Origin of the sequence: Amycolatopsis sp. NBC_00355, from assembly GCF_036104975.1 — a bacterium.
GTDB lineage: Bacteria > Actinomycetota > Actinomycetes > Mycobacteriales > Pseudonocardiaceae > Amycolatopsis.
Genome location: NZ_CP107982.1, coordinates 5,059,310 through 5,077,121, shown reverse-complemented (window position 1 = coordinate 5,077,121; position 17,812 = coordinate 5,059,310). Strand labels below are relative to the sequence as shown.

Here is a 17,812-nt window from a genome sequence, read left to right as displayed (position 1 = left end):
CGTGAAGAAGATCATCAACGATCCGGCGAACGTGGTCGTGGAGTCGCTGCGAGGCCTCGCCGCCGCGCACGCCGACATCCTCCGCGTCCAGCAGGACCCGGACGTCGTGGTCCGGGCCGATGCCCCGGTCGCGGGCAAGGTCGCCGTCATCTCCGGCGGCGGATCCGGGCACGAGCCGCTGCACGGCGGCTTCGTCGGCCAGGGCATGCTCGCCGCCGCCGTCCCGGGCGCCGTGTTCACCTCGCCCACCCCGGACGCCGTGCAGGCCGCCGTCACCGCGACCACGGGTGACGCGGGTGCCCTGCTGATCGTGAAGAACTACACCGGCGACGTGCTCAACTTCGAGACCGCCGCCGAGCTGGCCGCCGCCGAGGGCCTCGAGGTGCGCAGCGTCGTGATCGACGACGACGTCGCGGTCAAGGACTCGACGTTCACCGCGGGCCGCCGCGGGGTCGGCGGCACGGTCCTGCTGGAGAAGATCACCGGCGCCGCCGCCGAGCGCGGCGATTCGCTCGACGCGGTGACCGCGCTGGCGGAGAAGGTGATCGGCCAGGTGCGCTCGATCGGCGTCGCGCTGACCGCGCCGACCGTGCCGCACGCCGGCACCCCCAGCTTCGAGCTCGCCGACGACGAGATCGAGTTCGGCATCGGCATCCACGGCGAGCCCGGCCGCGAACGGATCCCGCTCGAACCGGCCGACGCGCTGGTCGCGCGGCTGGTCGAGGCGGTCGTCTCGGACCTGCCGTTCGCCTCCGGCGACCGGGTCCTGCTGTTCACCAACTCGATGGGCGGCACTCCGCTGGTCGAGCTCTACCTGGCCCACGGCATCGCCGAGCGGCTGCTGGCCGAGCGTGGGATCGTGGTCGAACGCCGGCTGGTCGGGCCGTACATCACCAGCCTCGAGATGCAGGGGATGAGTCTCACGTTGCTCAAACTGGACGACGAGCTGACGGCGCTCTGGGACGCGCCGGTCAACACCGCGGCCCTGCGGTGGGGGGTCTGATGACCTGCAAGTCCGAGGGGGTCGCGGCGGCCGTGCGCGCCGCCGCGGCGGTGGTCGCCGAGCACCGGGCCGAGCTGGTCGAGCTCGACCGCGCGATCGGCGACGGCGACCACGGCGAGAACCTGAACCGCGGCTTCACGGCCGTCGTCGCGGCGCTGGACGCCGCCGAGCCGGACACCCCGGGCGGGGTGCTGAAGCTCGTCGCGACGACGCTGATCTCCAAGGTTGGCGGAGCGGCCGGCCCGTTGTACGGCACGGCTTTCCTGCGTGCTTCGGCCAAGCTGGGCACGACCGCCGAACTCGACGTCCTGGCGCTGCTGGACGCGCTGCGCGCCGGGCTCGAAGGCGTCCAGGCCCGCGGGAAGGCCGTGGAAGGCGACGCGACCATGGTCGACGCCCTGATCCCCGCGCTCGCGGCCGCGGAGAAGGCGGCCGAGGACGGCGGGGACGTCGCCGCCGTGCTGACCGCGGCCGCCGACGCCGCCGACCGCGGTGCCGAGTCCACAGTGGACCTGGTGCCGCGCAAGGGCCGGGCATCCTACCTCGGCGAGCGGGCGGTGGGCCACATGGACCCGGGCGCGCGGTCGTCGGCGCTGCTGCTGCGGGCGTTCGCGGGAGCTGCCCGGTGAGTGTCGGCATCGTGCTCGTGTCGCACAGCGGGAAGCTCGCGGAAGGCCTCGCCGAACTGGCCGCCCAGATGGCCCCGGACGTCACGATCCTGCCGGCCGGCGGCCTGCCCGGCGGCGAGATCGGCACGGACTACGACGAGGTCGTCGCGGCCACCCAGCGCGCCGACTCCGGCGCCGGGGTCGTGCTGCTCTACGACCTCGGCAGCGCCCAGATGACCGCCGAGCTGGCCGTCGAGTCGCTGGCCGACCCGTCGGCCGCCCTCGTCGCGGACGGCCCGCTGGTCGAAGGCGCGATCGCGGCGGCCGTCGCGGCGCAGGCCGGGCAGGACCGCAAGGCGGTGGCGGAGGCCGCCGCGGCGGCCGGGATGCCCGAGGATCTGATGCCCGCCGCTACGCCGGCCGCCGGCGGTGGTGACGAGATCGAGCTGGAGCTGCGCAACGAGGTCGGGCTGCACGCCCGGCCGGCCGCGGTGCTGGTGCGCACGCTGAGCGCGTTCGACGCCGAGGTGAAGGTGGGCCTCGGCGAGCAGGAGGCCGACGGGCACAGCGTGCTGGCCCTGATGTCGCTCGGCGCCCGCCAGGGCGACCGGATCCGCGTCCGGGCGAGCGGCCCGCAGGCAGCCGAGGCGCTGGCCAAGGCAAAAGAGCTGGTGGACGGCAATTTCGGCGAGTGAGACCGCGTTGCCGACCGGGTGACATCCGCGGTTCTGACTCGATTCCGTGTGGGCTTCAGACGACGAAGCGTGGCAGTATCGGGGCAATTACCGGCGAGTAACATCACTGGAGGCCTCGATGGCGCGGGACATCTCGACAGTCGGAGTGGTCGGCCTCGGCACGATGGGGGCCGGTATCGCCGAAGTGCTCGCGCGCAGCGGGCTCGACGTCATCACGGTCGAGCTCGACGAGACGGGCGTCGCGCGCGGCCGGGGGCATCTGGAGCACTCGACCGAACGCGCCCTGTCCGGCGGCAAGCTCGACGAAGCCGGCCGGGAGGCGCTGCTGGGCCGGATCCGGTACAGCACCTCGCTCTCCGATCTGTCCGATGTGGACCTCGTAGTCGAGGCGATCCCGGAGAGCCTGGCGGCCAAGGCCGACGTGTTCGCGCAACTGGACAAGGTCACCCGGCCGGAGGTCGTCTTCGCGTCCAACACGTCGTCGCTGTCGATCACCGAGATCGGCGTGCACACCGCACGTCCCGGCAAGGTCGTCGGCATGCACTTCTTCAACCCGGCGCCGGTGCAGAAGCTCGTCGAGATCGTGAAAACGGTCGTGACCGAGCCCGAGGTGGTCACCGACGCCGTCGCGTTCGCCGAGCGGCTGGGCAAGGTGCCGGTGGTGATCGGCGACCGGGCCGGGTTCATCGCGAACGCACTGCTGTTCGGCTACCTGAACCACGCGGTGCGGATGTACGAGCAGCGCTACGCCACGCGCGAGGACCTCGACGCCGCAATGCGCTTCGGCTGCGGTTACCCCATGGGCCCGCTCGCGCTGCTCGACCTGATCGGGCTGGACACCGCGAACGAGATCCTCGACACGATGTACCACCAGTCCCGCAACCGGTTGCACGCGCCGGCGCCGCTGCTCAAGCAGATGATCACCGCGGGTCTGCTCGGCCGCAAGACCGGCCGCGGCTTCTACACCTACGACGCGCCGGACTCGCCGAACGTGGTCGCGGACGCCGCCGCGACGTCCACTGTGGACGGTGTCGCGCCGCGGCCGGTCGCGAAGGTCGGCGTGGTCGGCACCGGGACGATGGCCACCGGCATCGCGGAGGTCTTCGCCAAGCGCGGCCTCGACGTCGTGCTGCGCGCTCGGAGCCTGGAGAAGGCCCAGGCGTCGGTGGCGAAGGTGAAGAAGTCGCTCGACAAGGCCGTCGTCAAGGGCAAACTGTCCGAAGAGGACGCGGCTCTTGCCTTGGCGAGGATCACCCCGGTCACCGATTTCGAAGCCCTGGCCGACGTCGACCTGGTCGTCGAAGCGGTGGCCGAAGAGCTTTCGGTGAAGCAGGCGGTGTTCGCGGCCCTGGACGAGGTCGTCCGCCCCGGCGCCGTCCTGGCCACGACGACGTCGTCCCTGCCGGTGATCGAGTGCGCCGCGGCGACCTCCCGGCCGGCCGATGTGGTCGGTCTCCACTTCTTCAACCCAGCCCCGGTGATGAAGCTGGTGGAGGTCGTGTCGACGATCGCGACGGCCCCGGACGTGGTCGCCACGGCGAGCGCGGTCTGCCAGGCGGTCGGCAAACACGCGGTGCACTGCGGCGACCGGGCGGGATTCATCGTCAACGCGCTGTTGTTCCCCTACCTCAACGACGCCGTGAAGATGCTGGAAGCCCACTACGCCGGCGCCGACGACATCGACACGGCGATGAAGGTCGGCTGCGGCCTGCCGATGGGCCCGTTCGAGCTGCTGGACGTCGTGGGCCTCGACGTCTCCCTGGCCATCCAGCGGACGCTGTACAACGAGTTCCGCGAGGAAGGCTTCGCGCCGGCGCCGCTGCTGGAGCACCTGGTCACCGCCGGGCGCCTGGGCCGGAAGACCGGGAAGGGCTTCAAGGACTACTGATCAGTTCCCCAGGCTCAGCGCGACGCTCCCGGTGCGCGCCTCCTCGGGCGGCACCATGATCCGGCCGCGGTGGGAGACCTCGACCAGGTAGAACTTCTCGCCCGCGGGGACGTTCGCCGCGGACAGGGAGAACACGCAGGTGCCCATGCCCGCCGGCCGCCCGGTGCCGAGCGCGCCCTGGGAAAGCACGGTGCCGGCGGCGCTGTAGACCGTGACCCTCGTGCCGCCGGAGATGTCCGAGTAGCCGCCGGAGCCACCGCAGGTGCCGAAACCGTCCCCGCCGCTGTTCAAGGTGAACGTGCCACGGAGGTCGAACGACCCGCCGGCCGGACCGGCGGGACCGCCGGAGCCGGCCAGGCCGAGGCCGAACCACAGCGCGCCGACCAGCGCGGCGCCGCCCGTGGCCGCGAGCAGCAGGTGCCACGGACTGGTCCTGCTCCTGGTCCGCGCCCGAGCGGCCGGCGGCGCGACGGGATCCGGTTGGTACAGGTCGGTCATCGGGACACCTCCGGTCGGCACGATCGGCGGGTCCGTTCGTGCGAAGGAGGTCGTCCGGAAAGCGGCGCCCGTTACCCCGGGGACCGGATCGTGCTCGGTCGGCGCAACGCTCGCCGGGACCCGTTCGCATCGAGCACCGGAACACTCGAGCAAGGCGTCCCGTGGCTGTTACCGGTAATAGCCCTCGACCGGGACGCGGGCCTCATCGAACAACGCGGGGCCGTCGAGTTCGTGGCCGCCCCAGGTCACCGGCGGCCGCAGGGTGAGGAACTGCTCGGTCGACAGCGCGAAGACGACCCGGCCGAGCCCGGACCGCTCGATCGCGCCGGCGCACATCCCGCACGGCTGGGTGCTGGTGAACATCGTGGTCTTCGCCGCGACCTCCGGGGCGAGGTGCTGCGCCGCCCAGCGGGCCAGCTTCAGCTCCGGGTGCGCCGTGATGTCGTTGTCGGTGATCGAGGTGTTGCGGTCCTCGACCAGGATCTGGCCGCCGGCGTCCGCCAGCAGGGAGCCGAACGGCGGGTTGCCGTGCACCTCCCGGGCTTCGCGGGCCAGCTCGATCGCCCGCCGCAGCAGGGTTTCTTCGGTGTCCTTCATCGCTTCTCCTTCCAGGACGCGGCAATCGCCGCGAGGTCTCGCCAAGCCACTTCGGGGTGAAGGGTTTCGGCCGGGTCGGCGTCGAACGGGTCGAGCACGACGGTGTCGGCGCCCATCGCCCGCAACCGCGTCAGGTCGTCGAGGACCTGGTCGAGCGTGCCCTCGCCGGCGCGCCGCTCCGGCCCGGTCACCGGGGTACCGGTCAGCCGCAGCAGGATCCGCGGCGCGAACGCCGGCACCGGCTGGTCGCCGGCCAGGGTATTCAAGCGCTCCAAGCCTTCCCGGAACCCGGCCATGGTCAGCCGCAACGGGTGCCACGCGTCGCCGAGTTCGATCGCCCGGCGCAGCCCGGCGTCGCTGTGCCCGCCGAGCCAGAGCGGGATCGGGCCCGCGCGGTAGTCGTCGTGCTCGGCCCAGGCCGCGCGGATCGCCCGCAGGTACTCGGTGGTGAGCTTCCCGCGCTTCTCGAACGGGACGCCCAGCGCGTCGAACTCCTGCTTCGCCCAGCCGATGCCGGCGCCGAGCACCAGCCGGCCGCCGCTCAGCTGGTCGAGGTTCGCCGCCATCCGGGCGACCAGCAGGGGATGGCGGTACGGGACGACCAGCACGGTGGTCCCCAGGCGCACCCGGCTCGTGACGCCGGCCAGCCACGACAACGTCGTGAACGGCTCGTAGAACGGCGCCGGGTACTGCGCCGCGACGTCCGGGGTGATCGCGACGTGGTCGGACACCATCAGCAGGTCGTAGCCGAGGCCTTCCACGGTCTGCGCCCACGAGCGCAGCGCGCCGGGATCCGTGCCGGGGCCGAAGTTGGGGACGTTCACGCCGATCTTCACCCACCAAGGCTAACGAGGGGAAAGCGCTGATCGGAAGGGATCGGCCACGGTGTTCGACGGCTTCGGCCGTGGATCTCGCGGTATATTCGCCGAATGACCGAGAGTCTTGATCCGACCGACTGGGCCATCCTGGTCGAGCTCCAGCGCGACGCCCGGTTGCCTCTCACCGAGCTGGGCCGCCGGGTGAACCTCAGCGCCTCCGCGACGACCGAACGCCTCCGCCGCCTCGAGACCACCGGCGTGATCACCGGGTACCGCGCGGACATCGACCTCGGCAAGGTCGGGTACGCGGTGCTCGCCGTCGTCCGGCTCAAGTACCCGGGCAGCCGCCACGAGCCGCTGCACAAGCTGCTCGCCGAGCGCTTCGAGATCCTCGAATGCGTGCGCACCACCGGCGACGACTGCTACACGCTCAAGGTCGCCGCGGCCTCGATGGCCCACCTCGAGCACACGATGGACGAGCTGGCCCAGTTCGGCAGCACGACCACGAGCATCGTCTACAGCCAGACGCTGCCCTACCGCGGTCCGCAGGAGCCTGCCCGTGACTTCGATTCCTGACCGGATCGTCGTCTACGGCGTCACCGGCTCGGGCAAGTCGACGCTCGCCGCGCGGATCGCCGAGCGCACCGGCCTGCCGTACCACTCGGCGGACGACCTGACCTGGGAGCCGGGCTGGGTCGCGGTACCCGACGAGGAGCAGCGCCGCCGCATCGCGGAGGTCTGCGCGGGGGAGCGCTGGGTCCTCGACGCCGCGTACGGCAGGTGGAAGGACGTCGTGCTCCCCCGCACCCAGCTCATCGTGGGCCTCGACTACCCGCGCTGGCTTTCGCTGGGCCGCCTGGTGCGCCGGACGGCCCAGCGGTCGGTGACCCGCGAGCGGATCTGCAACGGCAACGTCGAGTCGTTCCGCCAGATGTTCTCCGCGGACTCGATCATCCGCTGGCACTTCGCGTCGTTCGCGCGGAAACGGGCGACCATCCGGGGCTGGGCCGCCGAACCGCCGTGCCCCGTGGTCCTCCGCATGACGTCCCCGCGTGAGACCCGCCGGTGGCTCGACACGCTGTGACCTCAGGTGTTCGGCGGTAGCAGCGGGCCGCCGCTCCAGTGCTGGAACACCAGGTTCGTGTGCACGCGGGCGACCTCGTCGCGGGCGGTCAGCTCGTCGAGCACCAGCCGCTGCAGCTCGCCGGCCGAGCTGGTGGCGACGTGGGCGAGGAAGTCGTCCGGCCCGGTCAGGTGGTAGACCGCGCGCACCTCGGGCAGGGACAGCAGGTGCTCGATGAACGGGTCCACCAGCGGCCGCCGGTGCGGGCGCACCTGGACGAACAGGAACGCCTCCAGCGGCCGGCCGAGCTTCGCCGCGTCGACCGACGCGTGCTGCCCGGTGATCACGCCGGTGTCCCGCAGCCGCGCCACCCGGTCCAGGCACGTCGACGGCGCGATGCCGACCGCGGCCGCGAGGTCCTTGTTGGTGATCCGGGCGTCGTTCTGCAACAGGCGCAGAATGTCAAGATCAACCGGACTGAGTTCGACATTCTCGGACATCAGCGAATGATATCCGAGACTGTTGCTCTCGATCCGGTGAAAGATCGAGCATGCTCGTATGACTTCCGCCCTGCGCACCCGCGCCGTCCACGCCGGCCGTGACGACCTCACGGACCTGGGCGTGCACGCCGCGCCGCTCGACCTGTCCACGACCTACCCGTCCCGTGACAGCGCCGGCGAAGCCGACCGGATCGACGAGTTCGCCGCCGGTGGCGAGCTCGCCGGCCTGCCGATCTACGGCCGGGTGGGCAACCCGACCGTCGACCGGTTCGAGCGGGCCCTGGCCGAACTCGAAGGCTTCGACCACGGCGTGGCGTTCGCCAGCGGCATGGCCGCGGTCTCCGCGTGCCTGCTTTCCGCGGTGGCGCAAGGGAAACGGCACGTCGTCGCCGTGCGCCCGCTGTACGGCTGCAGTGACCACCTGCTCCAGTCGGGATTGCTCGGCACCGAGGTCACCTGGGCCGCGCCGGACGCCGTCGCCGCCGCGCTGCGGCCCGACACCGGTCTGGTGTTCGTCGAGACCCCGGCGAACCCGACGCTCGCCGAGGTCGACATCGCCGCACTCGCCGCCGTCTGCGGAGACGTGCCTTTGCTGGTGGACAACACTTTCGCGACGCCGGTGCTGCAGCGCCCGGGCCGCCACGGCGCCCGGATCGTGCTGCACAGCGCGACGAAGTTCCTCGGCGGCCACGGCGACGTGATGGGCGGGGTCGTCGCGTGCGACGCCGAGGAAGCCGCGCGGCTGCGGCAGATCCGCTTCGCCACCGGTGGCGTGCTGCACCCGCTGGCCGGCTATCTGTTGCTGCGCGGGCTTTCCACGCTGCCGCTGCGGGTCACCGCGGCGGCAGCGACCGCGGCGACCCTGGCCGAGCGGCTCGCCGCCCACCCGGCCGTGACGAAGGTGCACTACCCGCGCCTCGGCGGGCCGCTGGTGGCGTTCGAGGTCGACGGCGACCCGCACGCCCTGATCGGCGCCGTCCGGCTGATCACGCCGGCCGTCAGCCTCGGCAGCGTCGACACGCTCATCCAGCACCCGGGATCGATCAGCCACCGGATCGTCGACGCCGGCGACCGTCACGACGCCGGCGTGTCCGAGCAGCTCATCCGGCTCTCCGCCGGACTGGAGGACGTCGAGGACCTCTGGCACGACCTCGAGCAGGCGCTGAAGGCCCTCTGAGGCCGATCAGCCGCAGCAGCCGCCGCCACAGCACCCGCCGCCACCGGCCGGGGCCGCGGGACCACCCGCGGCCCCGGTGAGGGCGACCGTGGTGAGCAGTTTGACGGTGTCCGCGTGGCCCTCCGGGCAGGCGGCCGGCGCGCCGGACTCGCTCATCGGGCGCAGGAGCTCGAAGGTCTCGGTGCACTCGCGGCAGCGGTAGGCGTAGGTCGGCATGCGGGGATTATCGCCGGGCGGCACCCCGGATGGGAAGCTGGGCGCGTGCAGCCCCCTTCGCTCGCCGACGTCGCGCACCTCGGCCAGGTCGTCCCCTCCCTGCTCGCCGCGCTCGGGGTCCCCGGCTGCGCGAACACGCTCGCCCTGCCGGAGGCGCGCAGCGCGGCCGTGCTGCTGATCGACGGGCTCGGCTGGGAGCTGCTGACCGAGCACGCCGCGGACGCCCCGGTGCTGACCGAGCTCGCCCGGCGGACGTTGCGCGTGGGTTTCCCGTCGACGACCGCGGCCGGGGTGGCCGCGATCGGGACCGGCCTCGCGTCCGGCGAGCACGGCATGGTCGGCTACACCTTCGAGATGCCGGGTGTCGGTGTGCTCAACGCGTTGCGCTGGCGCAGCCACGAGGACGGCGGTGACCTGCGCGGCGCCCTCCCGCCGCGTGAGGTGCAGCCGCTGCCGACGACGTTCGAGCGCGCCGCCGAGGCCGGGATCGACGCGGCCGTCGTGTCGTCCGCGCAGTTCGCCGACACCGCGCTGACCCGCGCCACCCAGAGCGGCGCGCGCTACGCCGGGGTGCACGCCCTCGGTGACCTCGCCGCCCGGACGTTGTCGGTGCTCGGCGGGCGGGCCTTCTGCTACGCCTACCACAACGAACTCGACCTGCTCGGGCACGTTTACGGCCCCGGCTCGACCGCGTGGCGGATGCAGCTGCGCCAGGTCGATCGCCTCGTCGAGTCCCTTGTGGACGGTCTGCCGCCCGGCGCCCTGCTCGCCGTGGTGGCCGACCACGGGATGGTGACCGTCGACGACAAGCTCGATCTCGAGGACGTGCCGGAGCTGCTGGCGGGCGTCCGGACGTTCGGGGGTGAGGTCCGGGCCCGGCACGTCTACACCGAGCCCGGGGCCGCCGCCGACGTGCTCGCCGCGTGGCGGGAAGTGGTGGGCGAGCGGGCCTGGGTGCGTTCGCGGGAGGAGGCCGTCGCCGAAGGGTGGTTCGGCCACACCGTCAGCGACCGGGTGCTGCCGCGGATCGGCGACGTCGTGGCCGCGGCCCGGGGGCGGTTCGGGATGGTCCGCGGGCTGGCCGAAGCCGTGGAGACGTCGTTGATCGGACAGCACGGTTCCCTGACCACCGCCGAGCAGCTGGTGCCGCTGGCGATCGCCCAGGGGTGACGGCCGCGACGTCGCGTACCTGGGCGGACGACTCGCGTACCTGGATGGACGACTCGCGTACCTGGGCGGACGACTCGCGTACCTGGATGGACGACTCGCGTACCTGGGCGGACGACTCGCGTACCTGGATGGACGACTCGCGTACCTGGAGGGTCGGTTCGCGCGCTCCGGCGGGCATCTCGCGTGATTGGCGGGTCGACACGGGGGCGGGCGGCGCGCGCGGGGGTGGGTGGGGTGCGGTTACCGTTTGGGCGTGCCTCGACGCAACCGTCCCGGCCGCCGCTCGGACGGTGGGCCGCCCGAGCGGGAGCTCGGTGCTGCCACCGGGTGGGCCCGGGCCGAAGCCGGGGCCGACGGCGAGTGGCTCGTGCGGACCGTGCCCGGCGCGCAGGCCACGAAGTTCTACCGCTGCCCCGGCTGTGACCACGAGATCCGGCCGGGCACGCCGCACCTCGTCGTCTGGCCCGCCGACGAGACCGGCTCCGTCGCCGACCGGCGGCACTGGCACCGGCCCTGCTGGGACGCCCGCGCCCGGCGCCGCCCGCAACGCCGCCGATGATCCGCTTCTCTCTGGAGTTGTCAAACAACGGCCGGCTCAGCGCCGGTAGTGCCGCGACAGCGCGCCGTCGTACACCTCCTCCGTGTACTCGGTGAAGCCGAGCCGCTCGGCGACCCGCAGCGACGGTTTGTTGGCCACGTTCACGCTCGCCAGCACCGGCACGGACGCCTGCTCGCGGGCGCACCACTCCAGTACCGCGCGCCCGGCCTCGACCGCGTAGCCCTTGCCCCAGGCGGACGGCCGGAACCGGTAGCCGAGGTTGAGCACCTTCTCGCCGTGGAACTCGCGCAGCCGCACGCCGCACACGCCGATGACCTCCTTGCCGCCCGGTTCGGTCACCGCCAGGTAGCCGAAATCGTGCTCGGCCCAGTGCGCCAGCCAGGCGGTGAACATCTCCGATGCCCGCGGGACGTCGGGCGGGTCGGGGTGGAAGCGGTTGGTGCGCGGATCCGTGTGGATGTCGACCATCGCCTGCCGGTCCGCCTCGTGGAGCGGACGCAGCAGCAGCCGGTCGGTTTCGATGTCGGTGAACACGTCGGCGAAGCTAGCGCGGGGGTCCGACAAAATGACGCGCATGACCGAACTGCCGCTGGTCCTCCTCCACGCCTTTCCCCTGGACGCCCGCATGTGGAACGCGGTGCGCGAACCCCTGGCTTCACACCTTCGGGTGATCACTCCGGACCAGCGCGGGCTCGGCCGCTCGCCGCTGCCGGAGTCCGGCCGCGAACCGGGTCTCGACGACGCCGCGCGCGACGTGATCGCCCTGCTCGACCGGCTGGACCTGGACCGGGTGGTGCTCGGCGGCTGCTCGATGGGCGGCTACCTCGCGATGGCCGTGCTGCGGCTGGCGCCGGACCGCGTCGGCGGGCTCGTCTTCATCGACACCAAGGCCACGGCCGACACGCCCGAGGCCGCGCAGAGCCGGCTGGACGTCGCGGTGCGCGTCGAACAGGAGGGCATCGCGGGCTGGCTGGCCGAGGCGAACCTGCCGAACCTGCTGGCGGCGTCGACGCGCGCGGAGCGGCCCGACGTCGTCGAGACGGTCCGGGAGATCATCGAATCCCAGCCGCCCGCCGGGATCTCGTGGACCGCGCTGGCGCTGCGGACCCGGCCGGACTCCCTCGACCTGCTGCGCGACGCCGGTGTCCCGGCGCTGGTCGTGGTCGGGGAAGAGGACCCGATCACGCCCGTCGAGGCGGCGAGCGCGATGGTCGAGGCCATGCCCGGTGCCACGCTCGTGGTGCTGCCCGGGGCCGGTCACCTGACGCCGCTCGAGGACCCGGCGGGCGTCGTCGAAGCGATCCTCTCCTGGTACCCGGCAACTCACGAGAAGTAGGCGGCGAGCGCTTCGCGTGCTTCGGGAAGCCGGTGCGGGAACCGCTTCGCGATGATGAAGCGCCACGCGACAGCGAAGAGTTCGCGCAGTTCCGTACAGGCTTCGAGGGGGATGCCGGCCGAACCCGGGTAGGCGGCCGCGTACTCCGGGCCGCCCTGGCGGGCCAGGATCCCCAGGTCCCAGCCGAGCGGCCCGCGCCAGGTGTCCTCGAAGTCGAGCCAGCACGGCCCGGCCTCGGTGGCGATCAGGTTGCCGGGGTGCGCGTCGCCGTGCAGCGCCTGCACGGCGACGTCCGGCAGCGCGGCCTCGATCCGGGCGGCCTCGGCGCGCAGCCGGGGTGCCGCGCCGTCCATCGCGGCGCCGTGCCGGTCGAGCATCCGTCCCAGGTCGTCCAGCGGCCCGCGCCGGGGCAGTTCGCCCGAGTACTCCCGCAGCGCCGCGTGCACTTCGGCGAGCGAGCGCGCGACGACGTCCGGTGCGTACCGGTGGTCCGGATCGTGCGGTGTGTGGTGCCAGAGCGTGACCGGCAGGCCGTCCGCGAAATGCGGGCCGGCCGGGGGATCGGCGAGGGGTGAGACGACGAGCACACCACGTTCGGTGAGGAAGCGCGAGACGGCCACGTCGCGGGCCAGCCAGGGCGCCGGCTCCGGCCGGGCCAGCAGCGTCGTCGCCGGCACCCTCGCCACCAGCGGACCCAGCCTCACCAGCACGTTCGAGCGTTCGTGGAGCACCTGCGGCGAGTGCTCCGGCAGCCCCAACCGGGTGGTCACGGTCAGGGCCGCGCGCACCGCCGCATGCGTGTACCCGTCGGCCATCCGCCGATCTTGCCAGCCGGTGCGCGCGACTGTCGGTAGCGAGGGCTACGATCCCTTCAAGCCGCCGGACCGGGTGTTCCCGAGCCCCGGTGGCGCGACGATGACCACCACAAGGTTTCAAGTGTTGGAGGCAGGAGTGACGGCCGTAGCCCCCAAGCCGATCGCGACGCGCCCGTATCCCGCGCGCGAGTCGGTCAAGGGTTCGTACCTGCTGCGGTTGTTCCGCACGACGGACCACAAGCAGATCGGGATCATGTACCTGGTCACGTCGTTCGCCTTCTTCATGGCGGGCGGCGCGATGGCCATGCTCATCCGTACCGAGCTGGCGCGACCCGGGCAGCAGTTCCTCTCGCAGGAGCAGTACAACCAGCTCTTCACCATGCACGGCACGGTGATGCTGCTGCTGTACGCGACGCCCATCCTCTTCGGGTTCGCGAACTTCATCCTCCCGCTGCAGATCGGTTCGCCGGACGTCGCCTTCCCGCGGCTGAACGCGTTCTCCTACTGGCTGTACCTCTTCGGCGGCCTGATCGTGCTGTCGGGCTTCCTGACGCCGGGTGGCGCCGCCGACTTCGGCTGGTTCGCCTACACCCCGCTGTCGGACGCGATCCACTCGCCGGGCGTCGGCGCGGACCTGTGGATCTCGGGCCTGGTGGTCTCCGGTCTGGGCACCATCCTCGGCGCGGTCAACATGGTCACCACCGTGGTCTGCCTGCGCGCGCCGGGCATGACGATGTACCGGATGCCGATCTTCACCTGGAACATCCTGGTGACGTCGATCCTGATCCTGCTCGCCTTCCCGATCCTGACCGCGGCCCTGATGGGCCTGCTGGCGGACCGGCATCTGGGGGCACACGTCTTCGACCCCGAAAACGGCGGCGTGATCCTCTGGCAGCACCTGTTCTGGTTCTTCGGCCATCCGGAGGTCTACATCGTCGCGCTCCCGTTCTTCGGGATCGTGTCGGAGATCTTCCCGGTGTTCAGCCGCAAGCCCATGTTCGGTTACAAGAGCCTGGTCTGGGCGACGCTGGCCATCGCGGCGCTGTCGGTCGCGGTGTGGGCGCACCACATGTACGCCACCGGCGCCGTGCTGCTGCCGTTCTTCTCCTTCATGACGTTCCTGATCGCGGTCCCGACCGGCGTGAAGTTCTTCAACTGGATCGGCACGATGTGGAAGGGCCAGCTGTCCTTCGAGACGCCGATGATCTTCTCGATGGGCTTCATCGTCACGTTCCTCTTCGGCGGCCTGACCGGCATCCTGCTGGCCGCGCCGGCGATCGACTTCCACGTGTCGGACAGCTACTTCGTCGTCGCGCACTTCCACTACGTGCTCTACGGCACGATCGTGTTCGCCACCTTCGCCGGCATCTACTTCTGGTTCCCGAAGATCACCGGCCGGATGATGGACGAGAAGCTCGGCAAGTGGCACTTCTGGACCACGTTCATCGGCTTCCACGGCACGTTCCTCGTCCAGCACTGGCTGGGCGCGGAAGGCATGCCGCGGCGGTACGCGGACTACCTGACCAGTGACGGCTTCACGACGCTGAACACGATCTCCACGATCGGCGCGTACATCCTCGGTGCCTCGACGCTGCCGTTCATCTGGAACGTCTTCAAGAGCTACCGGTACGGCGAGATCGTCACGGTGGACGACCCGTGGGGCTACGGCAACTCGCTCGAGTGGGCGACCTCCTGCCCGCCGCCGCGGCACAACTTCACCGAACTGCCCCGGATCCGGTCCGAGCGGCCGGCGTTCGAGCTGCACTACCCGCACATGATCGAGCGCCTCCACAAGGAGGGCGAGATCGGGTTCTTCGGCAAGCAGAAGCTGAACAGCCACGGCTCCGCGCCGTCGCAGGTGCTGACCGAGAAGCTCATGCCGGGTGACCACAGCAAGGACAATTCGGGCGAGCAGTAAGACCCCCTGAACGAGTGAGAGCGTGTGTCCGGCTTTTGTGAAGCCGGGCACGCGCTCTACTTATGTCCAAGGCCGGACCGGCAGACTGATCGTGCAGCGTTGCCGAGCGAGGGATGACCAGTGACCCAAACCCCCGTCCTGATCACGACGACCGGCCCCGACAAGCCGGGCGTCTCGTCCGTGCTGTTCGCCGTGCTGACCAGGCACGACGTCGACGTGCTCGACGTCGAGCAGGTCGTCATCCGCGGCCAGCTGGTGCTCGGGGTGCTCGCCGGGGTCTATCGCGACCCGGAGGGGCTACAGGAGTCCGTCGAGCAGGCGATGGCGTCGGTCGGCATGCAGGTCGAGGTCAAGATCGGCGCGGCGATCGGGGCGGACCCGTTCGCGCTCGGCCGTCGCGACTCGTCGCACGTGCTGGTGGTGCTGGGCCGTCCGGTCACCGCCCGGGGCTTTTCCGAGGTCGCGCGCCGGCTCGCGGCGCTCGGCGTGAACATCGACTCGATCCGCAGCGTCGCCGATTACCCGGTGACCGGGCTCGAGCTGTACGTCTCGGTCGACCGCGACACGCCCGAAGCCGACGCCGCGTTGCGGACCGTGCTCGCCGACGCCGCCGTCGAGGCCGGCGTCGACATCGCGGTGGAACGCGCCGGGATCACCCGGCGGGCGAAGCGGCTGGTCGTCTTCGACGTCGACTCGACCCTGATCCAGGGTGAGGTCATCGAGATGCTGGGCGCGCACGCCGGTGTCGAGCCGGAGATCCGCGAGATCACCGAGGCCGCGATGCGCGGCGAGCTGAACTTCACCGAGTCATTGGAACGGCGCGTCGCGCTGCTGGCCGGGCTGCCGGCCACGGCGATCGACGAGGTCGCCGCGACGATCGAGCTCACCCCGGGCGCCCGTACGACGATCCGCACGCTCAAGCGGATGGGGTTCAAGACCGGCGTGGTGTCCGGCGGGTTCACCCAGGTCATCGGCGGTCTGGTGGACGACCTCGGGCTGGACTTCGCGGCGGCGAACGAGCTCGAGATCGTGGACGGCAAGCTCACCGGCCGGGTGATCGGCGAGGTCGTCGACCGCGCGGGCAAGGCGAAGGTGCTTCGCCGCGTCGCCGGTGAATACGACATCCCGCTGGAGCAGTGCGTGGCGGTCGGAGACGGCGCCAACGACATCGACATGTTGTCCGCGGCCGGCATGGGGGTCGCGTTCAACGCCAAGCCCGCGCTGCGCGAAGTCGCCGATACCGCGCTCTCGCACCCCTACCTCGACGCCGTGCTGTTCGTGCTCGGCCTCACCCGCGGCGAGGTCGAAGCGGCCGACGCCGCCGCCGGACTCGAGCTGACGCGTCCGTGAGCAGCGTTCTCGACCCGCTGGGCAGCCGCTACGCCTACTGGCTGGGGCTGCCGCCCGAAGACACCTCGGACACCTCCGACGAGCTGCCGGAGGAGGTGCGGGCGATGCCGGTCATCCTGCGCATCGAACGCGCCGAGCCGCCGGGGCGCACGCCGCTGCTGGAGGCCGCCGCGGCGGCCGCGCTGGCGGTCTGCCTGGACGAGCGCGCCGAGCCCGAGGGCGAGTGGGCCGAGCCGATGCACGCGTGGCTCGACAACCGGATCCGCAAGGTCGCGCGGCGGGCGCGGGGCGCGCACTGGGCGGCGGTGCAGGACCTGCCGGGCGTCACCGTCGAGGTCGACGGCGCCGAGGCGCGGGCGCTGGTGCCGGGCTTGGTCACCGAAACGCCCAAAGAGGTGTCGCGGCTCCAGATCTCGGGCAGCGAGCTGCCGCCGGACGAGCCGGGCCCGATCCCGGACGGCGTCCCGCTGCTCCTGCTCAACCCGCAGATCCCGATGACCGTCGGCAAGGGCGCCGCGCAGGTCGGCCACGCCACGATGATCCTCGCCGCGTTGCTGGCCGAAGAACAGCTCGCCGGCTGGGCCGCGCGGGGCTACCGGACGGCCGTGCGCACGCCGAGTGTCGCGCGGTGGAAGGAATTGCACCCGGGCGACGACCCCGAGGGAGGGTGGCGGCGCGACCGCGTCATCGCCGTGCGGGACGCCGGGTTCACCGAGGTCGATCCCGGCACGATCACCGTCCTCGCGCAGTTTCCGCCCACGTACTGGACGCCGGAACAAGCGGCTTCCTGAGCCGGTTGGAGCCGATATGGGACTCGAAGTACAGCGCGACGGGCAGCACAGCTTCGTCGGACGCAACGACCGCGGCGCCGAGGTCCGGCTGGGCCGGACCGGTGCGGAGGGGGCGTTTTCGCCCGCCGAGCTGCTGCAGATCGCGGCCGCGGGCTGCAGCGCGGTGACGGCCGAAGAGCTGATCACGCGGCGGGTCGGCGAGGACGCGAAGTTCCGCGTCACCGTCTCGGCCGACCGGCGTGAAGGGGCCTCGGAACTGGACGCCGTGCACGTCGCCTTCGATGTCGATGTGTCGACTTTGGCGGCGGATCAGCGGGAGGCGCTGGCCGGCGCCGTGGACCGCGCGATCGAGCGGCTCTGCACGGTGAGCCGGACGCTCAAGAAGGGCATCCCGGTGACGGAGGAGTTCCCGATCGCGTAAGGGACGTCAGTTTTCGCTGGATTCCCAGACCACGTAGGCCTGGTCCGCGTCCGTCGTCATGGCTTCGATGAACTTCTCGTTGTCGAAGCCCGGCAACGACTGCAGCCGTTCGATCAAGGCGTCGGCCGCCGGGTCGCCGCTGGGGACCGCGGTGCCTTTGCCGTCGGTGCCCACCAGCATGAAGAAGACGTCTTCGTTCCACGGGCCGTCAGGGATCACCCTGACCATCACCGAGGACAGATCGGACCACGTGACGGCCTCTTCGCTGCCGTCCGCGAGGCGCCGCCGCACGCCGGTGTCGTCGACACTGACAGTCCGGGACTGTGCGCTGGACGAATCCTGGGTCAACCGGTGCTCCCTTGTTGCTTCGGTTGCTTCACCGTACCGGT

The 17,812-nt window shown here is 71.6% G+C and carries 22 protein-coding genes; 14 read left to right on the top strand and 8 right to left on the bottom strand.

Annotated features, from left to right (window positions below; translation table 11 throughout):
• Window position 1: 1 nt before the first annotated feature.
• The 4 genes from dhaK to OHS18_RS22490 all read left to right on the top strand — a co-directional run bounded on the left by dhaK (window position 2) and on the right by OHS18_RS22490 (window position 4,194).
• The gene (dhaK, locus tag OHS18_RS22505; protein ID WP_328449593.1) at window positions 2-1,003 is read left to right on the top strand and encodes a dihydroxyacetone kinase subunit DhaK; all 1,002 of its coding nucleotides are present in this window, start codon (window positions 2-4) and stop codon (window positions 1,001-1,003) included.
• Window positions 1,003-1,632, top strand: a complete 630-nt coding sequence (gene dhaL, locus OHS18_RS22500; protein ID WP_328618399.1) for a dihydroxyacetone kinase subunit DhaL — start codon at window positions 1,003-1,005, stop codon at window positions 1,630-1,632. Before dhaK ends, dhaL begins: the two co-directional genes overlap by 1 nt.
• Window positions 1,629-2,306 carry a dihydroxyacetone kinase phosphoryl donor subunit DhaM gene (gene dhaM, locus OHS18_RS22495; RefSeq protein WP_328618398.1) on the top strand — a complete coding sequence of 226 codons (678 nt, stop codon included), beginning with the start codon at window positions 1,629-1,631 and terminating at the stop codon, window positions 2,304-2,306. The genes dhaL and dhaM overlap by 4 nt, the downstream gene beginning before the upstream one ends.
• A gap of 118 nt (window positions 2,307-2,424) precedes the next feature.
• Window positions 2,425-4,194 carry a 3-hydroxyacyl-CoA dehydrogenase family protein gene (locus tag OHS18_RS22490; RefSeq protein WP_328618397.1) on the top strand — a complete coding sequence of 590 codons (1,770 nt, stop codon included), beginning with the start codon at window positions 2,425-2,427 and terminating at the stop codon, window positions 4,192-4,194.
• Here the strand turns inward: OHS18_RS22490 and OHS18_RS22485 are convergent, their stop codons facing one another.
• The 3 genes from OHS18_RS22485 to OHS18_RS22475 all read right to left on the bottom strand — a co-directional run bounded on the left by OHS18_RS22485 (window position 4,195) and on the right by OHS18_RS22475 (window position 6,125).
• A complete protein-coding gene (locus OHS18_RS22485; RefSeq protein ID WP_328618396.1) occupies window positions 4,195-4,692 on the bottom strand; it encodes a hypothetical protein in 498 nt (165 codons plus the stop codon).
• A gap of 168 nt (window positions 4,693-4,860) precedes the next feature.
• Entirely contained in the window at window positions 4,861-5,289 is a 429-nt protein-coding gene (locus OHS18_RS22480; protein WP_328618395.1) for a nucleoside deaminase, read from the bottom strand.
• Entirely contained in the window at window positions 5,286-6,125 is an 840-nt protein-coding gene (locus OHS18_RS22475) for an LLM class flavin-dependent oxidoreductase (RefSeq protein ID WP_328618394.1), read from the bottom strand. Before OHS18_RS22475 ends, OHS18_RS22480 begins: the two co-directional genes overlap by 4 nt.
• Before the next feature lie 93 nt (window positions 6,126-6,218).
• On the opposite strand from OHS18_RS22475, the gene OHS18_RS22470 reads away from it, so the two are divergent.
• On the top strand, window positions 6,219-6,683 hold the full coding sequence (locus tag OHS18_RS22470) for an Lrp/AsnC family transcriptional regulator (RefSeq protein ID WP_328449605.1): 465 nt from the start codon (window positions 6,219-6,221) through the stop codon (window positions 6,681-6,683).
• Complete coding sequence (locus OHS18_RS22465) at window positions 6,667-7,191, top strand: adenylate kinase (protein WP_328618393.1); 525 nt, start codon at window positions 6,667-6,669, stop codon at window positions 7,189-7,191. The genes OHS18_RS22470 and OHS18_RS22465 overlap by 17 nt, the downstream gene beginning before the upstream one ends.
• 2 nt (window positions 7,192-7,193) lie before the next feature.
• On the opposite strand, the gene OHS18_RS22460 is transcribed toward OHS18_RS22465, so the two are convergent.
• Window positions 7,194-7,670: an Lrp/AsnC family transcriptional regulator gene (locus tag OHS18_RS22460; protein WP_328618392.1), complete on the bottom strand. Its 477-nt coding sequence runs from the start codon at window positions 7,668-7,670 to the stop codon at window positions 7,194-7,196.
• Window positions 7,671-7,728: 58 nt separating this feature from the next.
• Here OHS18_RS22460 and OHS18_RS22455 point away from each other — a divergent pair, with 58 nt between their 5' ends.
• A complete protein-coding gene (locus OHS18_RS22455; RefSeq protein WP_328618391.1) occupies window positions 7,729-8,847 on the top strand; it encodes a trans-sulfuration enzyme family protein in 1,119 nt (372 codons plus the stop codon).
• Window positions 8,848-8,853: 6 nt separating this feature from the next.
• Here the strand turns inward: OHS18_RS22455 and OHS18_RS22450 are convergent, their stop codons facing one another.
• A complete protein-coding gene (locus tag OHS18_RS22450; RefSeq protein ID WP_247057042.1) occupies window positions 8,854-9,063 on the bottom strand; it encodes an FmdB family zinc ribbon protein in 210 nt (69 codons plus the stop codon).
• 45 nt (window positions 9,064-9,108) lie between these two features.
• Between OHS18_RS22450 and OHS18_RS22445 the strand changes: the two genes are divergently transcribed.
• Window positions 9,109-10,233, top strand: coding sequence for an alkaline phosphatase family protein (locus OHS18_RS22445; protein ID WP_328618390.1), 1,125 nt, complete (start codon window positions 9,109-9,111; stop codon window positions 10,231-10,233).
• Window positions 10,234-10,486: 253 nt separating this feature from the next.
• A complete protein-coding gene (locus OHS18_RS22440; protein ID WP_328449615.1) occupies window positions 10,487-10,792 on the top strand; it encodes a hypothetical protein in 306 nt (101 codons plus the stop codon).
• 36 nt (window positions 10,793-10,828) lie between these two features.
• Here OHS18_RS22440 and OHS18_RS22435 read toward each other — a convergent pair whose 3' ends face one another.
• A complete protein-coding gene (locus tag OHS18_RS22435; RefSeq protein WP_328449617.1) occupies window positions 10,829-11,368 on the bottom strand; it encodes a GNAT family N-acetyltransferase in 540 nt (179 codons plus the stop codon).
• Between OHS18_RS22435 and OHS18_RS22430 the strand changes: the two genes are divergently transcribed.
• A complete protein-coding gene (locus OHS18_RS22430) occupies window positions 11,367-12,128 on the top strand; it encodes an alpha/beta fold hydrolase (protein WP_328618389.1) in 762 nt (253 codons plus the stop codon). The two genes, OHS18_RS22435 and OHS18_RS22430, sit on opposite strands and share 2 nt — an antisense overlap.
• On the opposite strand, the gene OHS18_RS22425 is transcribed toward OHS18_RS22430, so the two are convergent.
• Window positions 12,116-12,943, bottom strand: coding sequence for a phosphotransferase (locus tag OHS18_RS22425; protein WP_328618388.1), 828 nt, complete (start codon window positions 12,941-12,943; stop codon window positions 12,116-12,118). The two genes, OHS18_RS22430 and OHS18_RS22425, sit on opposite strands and share 13 nt — an antisense overlap.
• A 136-nt stretch (window positions 12,944-13,079) precedes the next feature.
• Between OHS18_RS22425 and ctaD the strand changes: the two genes are divergently transcribed.
• The 4 genes from ctaD to OHS18_RS22405 all read left to right on the top strand — a co-directional run bounded on the left by ctaD (window position 13,080) and on the right by OHS18_RS22405 (window position 17,423).
• Window positions 13,080-14,861, top strand: coding sequence for an aa3-type cytochrome oxidase subunit I (gene ctaD, locus OHS18_RS22420; protein ID WP_328449623.1), 1,782 nt, complete (start codon window positions 13,080-13,082; stop codon window positions 14,859-14,861).
• Window positions 14,862-14,981: 120 nt separating this feature from the next.
• Window positions 14,982-16,211 (top strand): phosphoserine phosphatase SerB, encoded by a 1,230-nt coding sequence (gene serB, locus OHS18_RS22415; protein WP_328449625.1) that lies wholly within the window; start codon window positions 14,982-14,984, stop codon window positions 16,209-16,211.
• On the top strand, window positions 16,208-17,002 hold the full coding sequence (locus tag OHS18_RS22410; RefSeq protein ID WP_328618387.1) for a peptidyl-tRNA hydrolase: 795 nt from the start codon (window positions 16,208-16,210) through the stop codon (window positions 17,000-17,002). Before serB ends, OHS18_RS22410 begins: the two co-directional genes overlap by 4 nt.
• 16 nt (window positions 17,003-17,018) lie before the next feature.
• A complete protein-coding gene (locus tag OHS18_RS22405; protein ID WP_328618386.1) occupies window positions 17,019-17,423 on the top strand; it encodes an OsmC family protein in 405 nt (134 codons plus the stop codon).
• A gap of 6 nt (window positions 17,424-17,429) precedes the next feature.
• Here OHS18_RS22405 and OHS18_RS22400 read toward each other — a convergent pair whose 3' ends face one another.
• Window positions 17,430-17,771, bottom strand: a complete 342-nt coding sequence (locus OHS18_RS22400) for a hypothetical protein (protein WP_328449633.1) — start codon at window positions 17,769-17,771, stop codon at window positions 17,430-17,432.
• Window positions 17,772-17,812 lie beyond the last annotated feature (41 nt).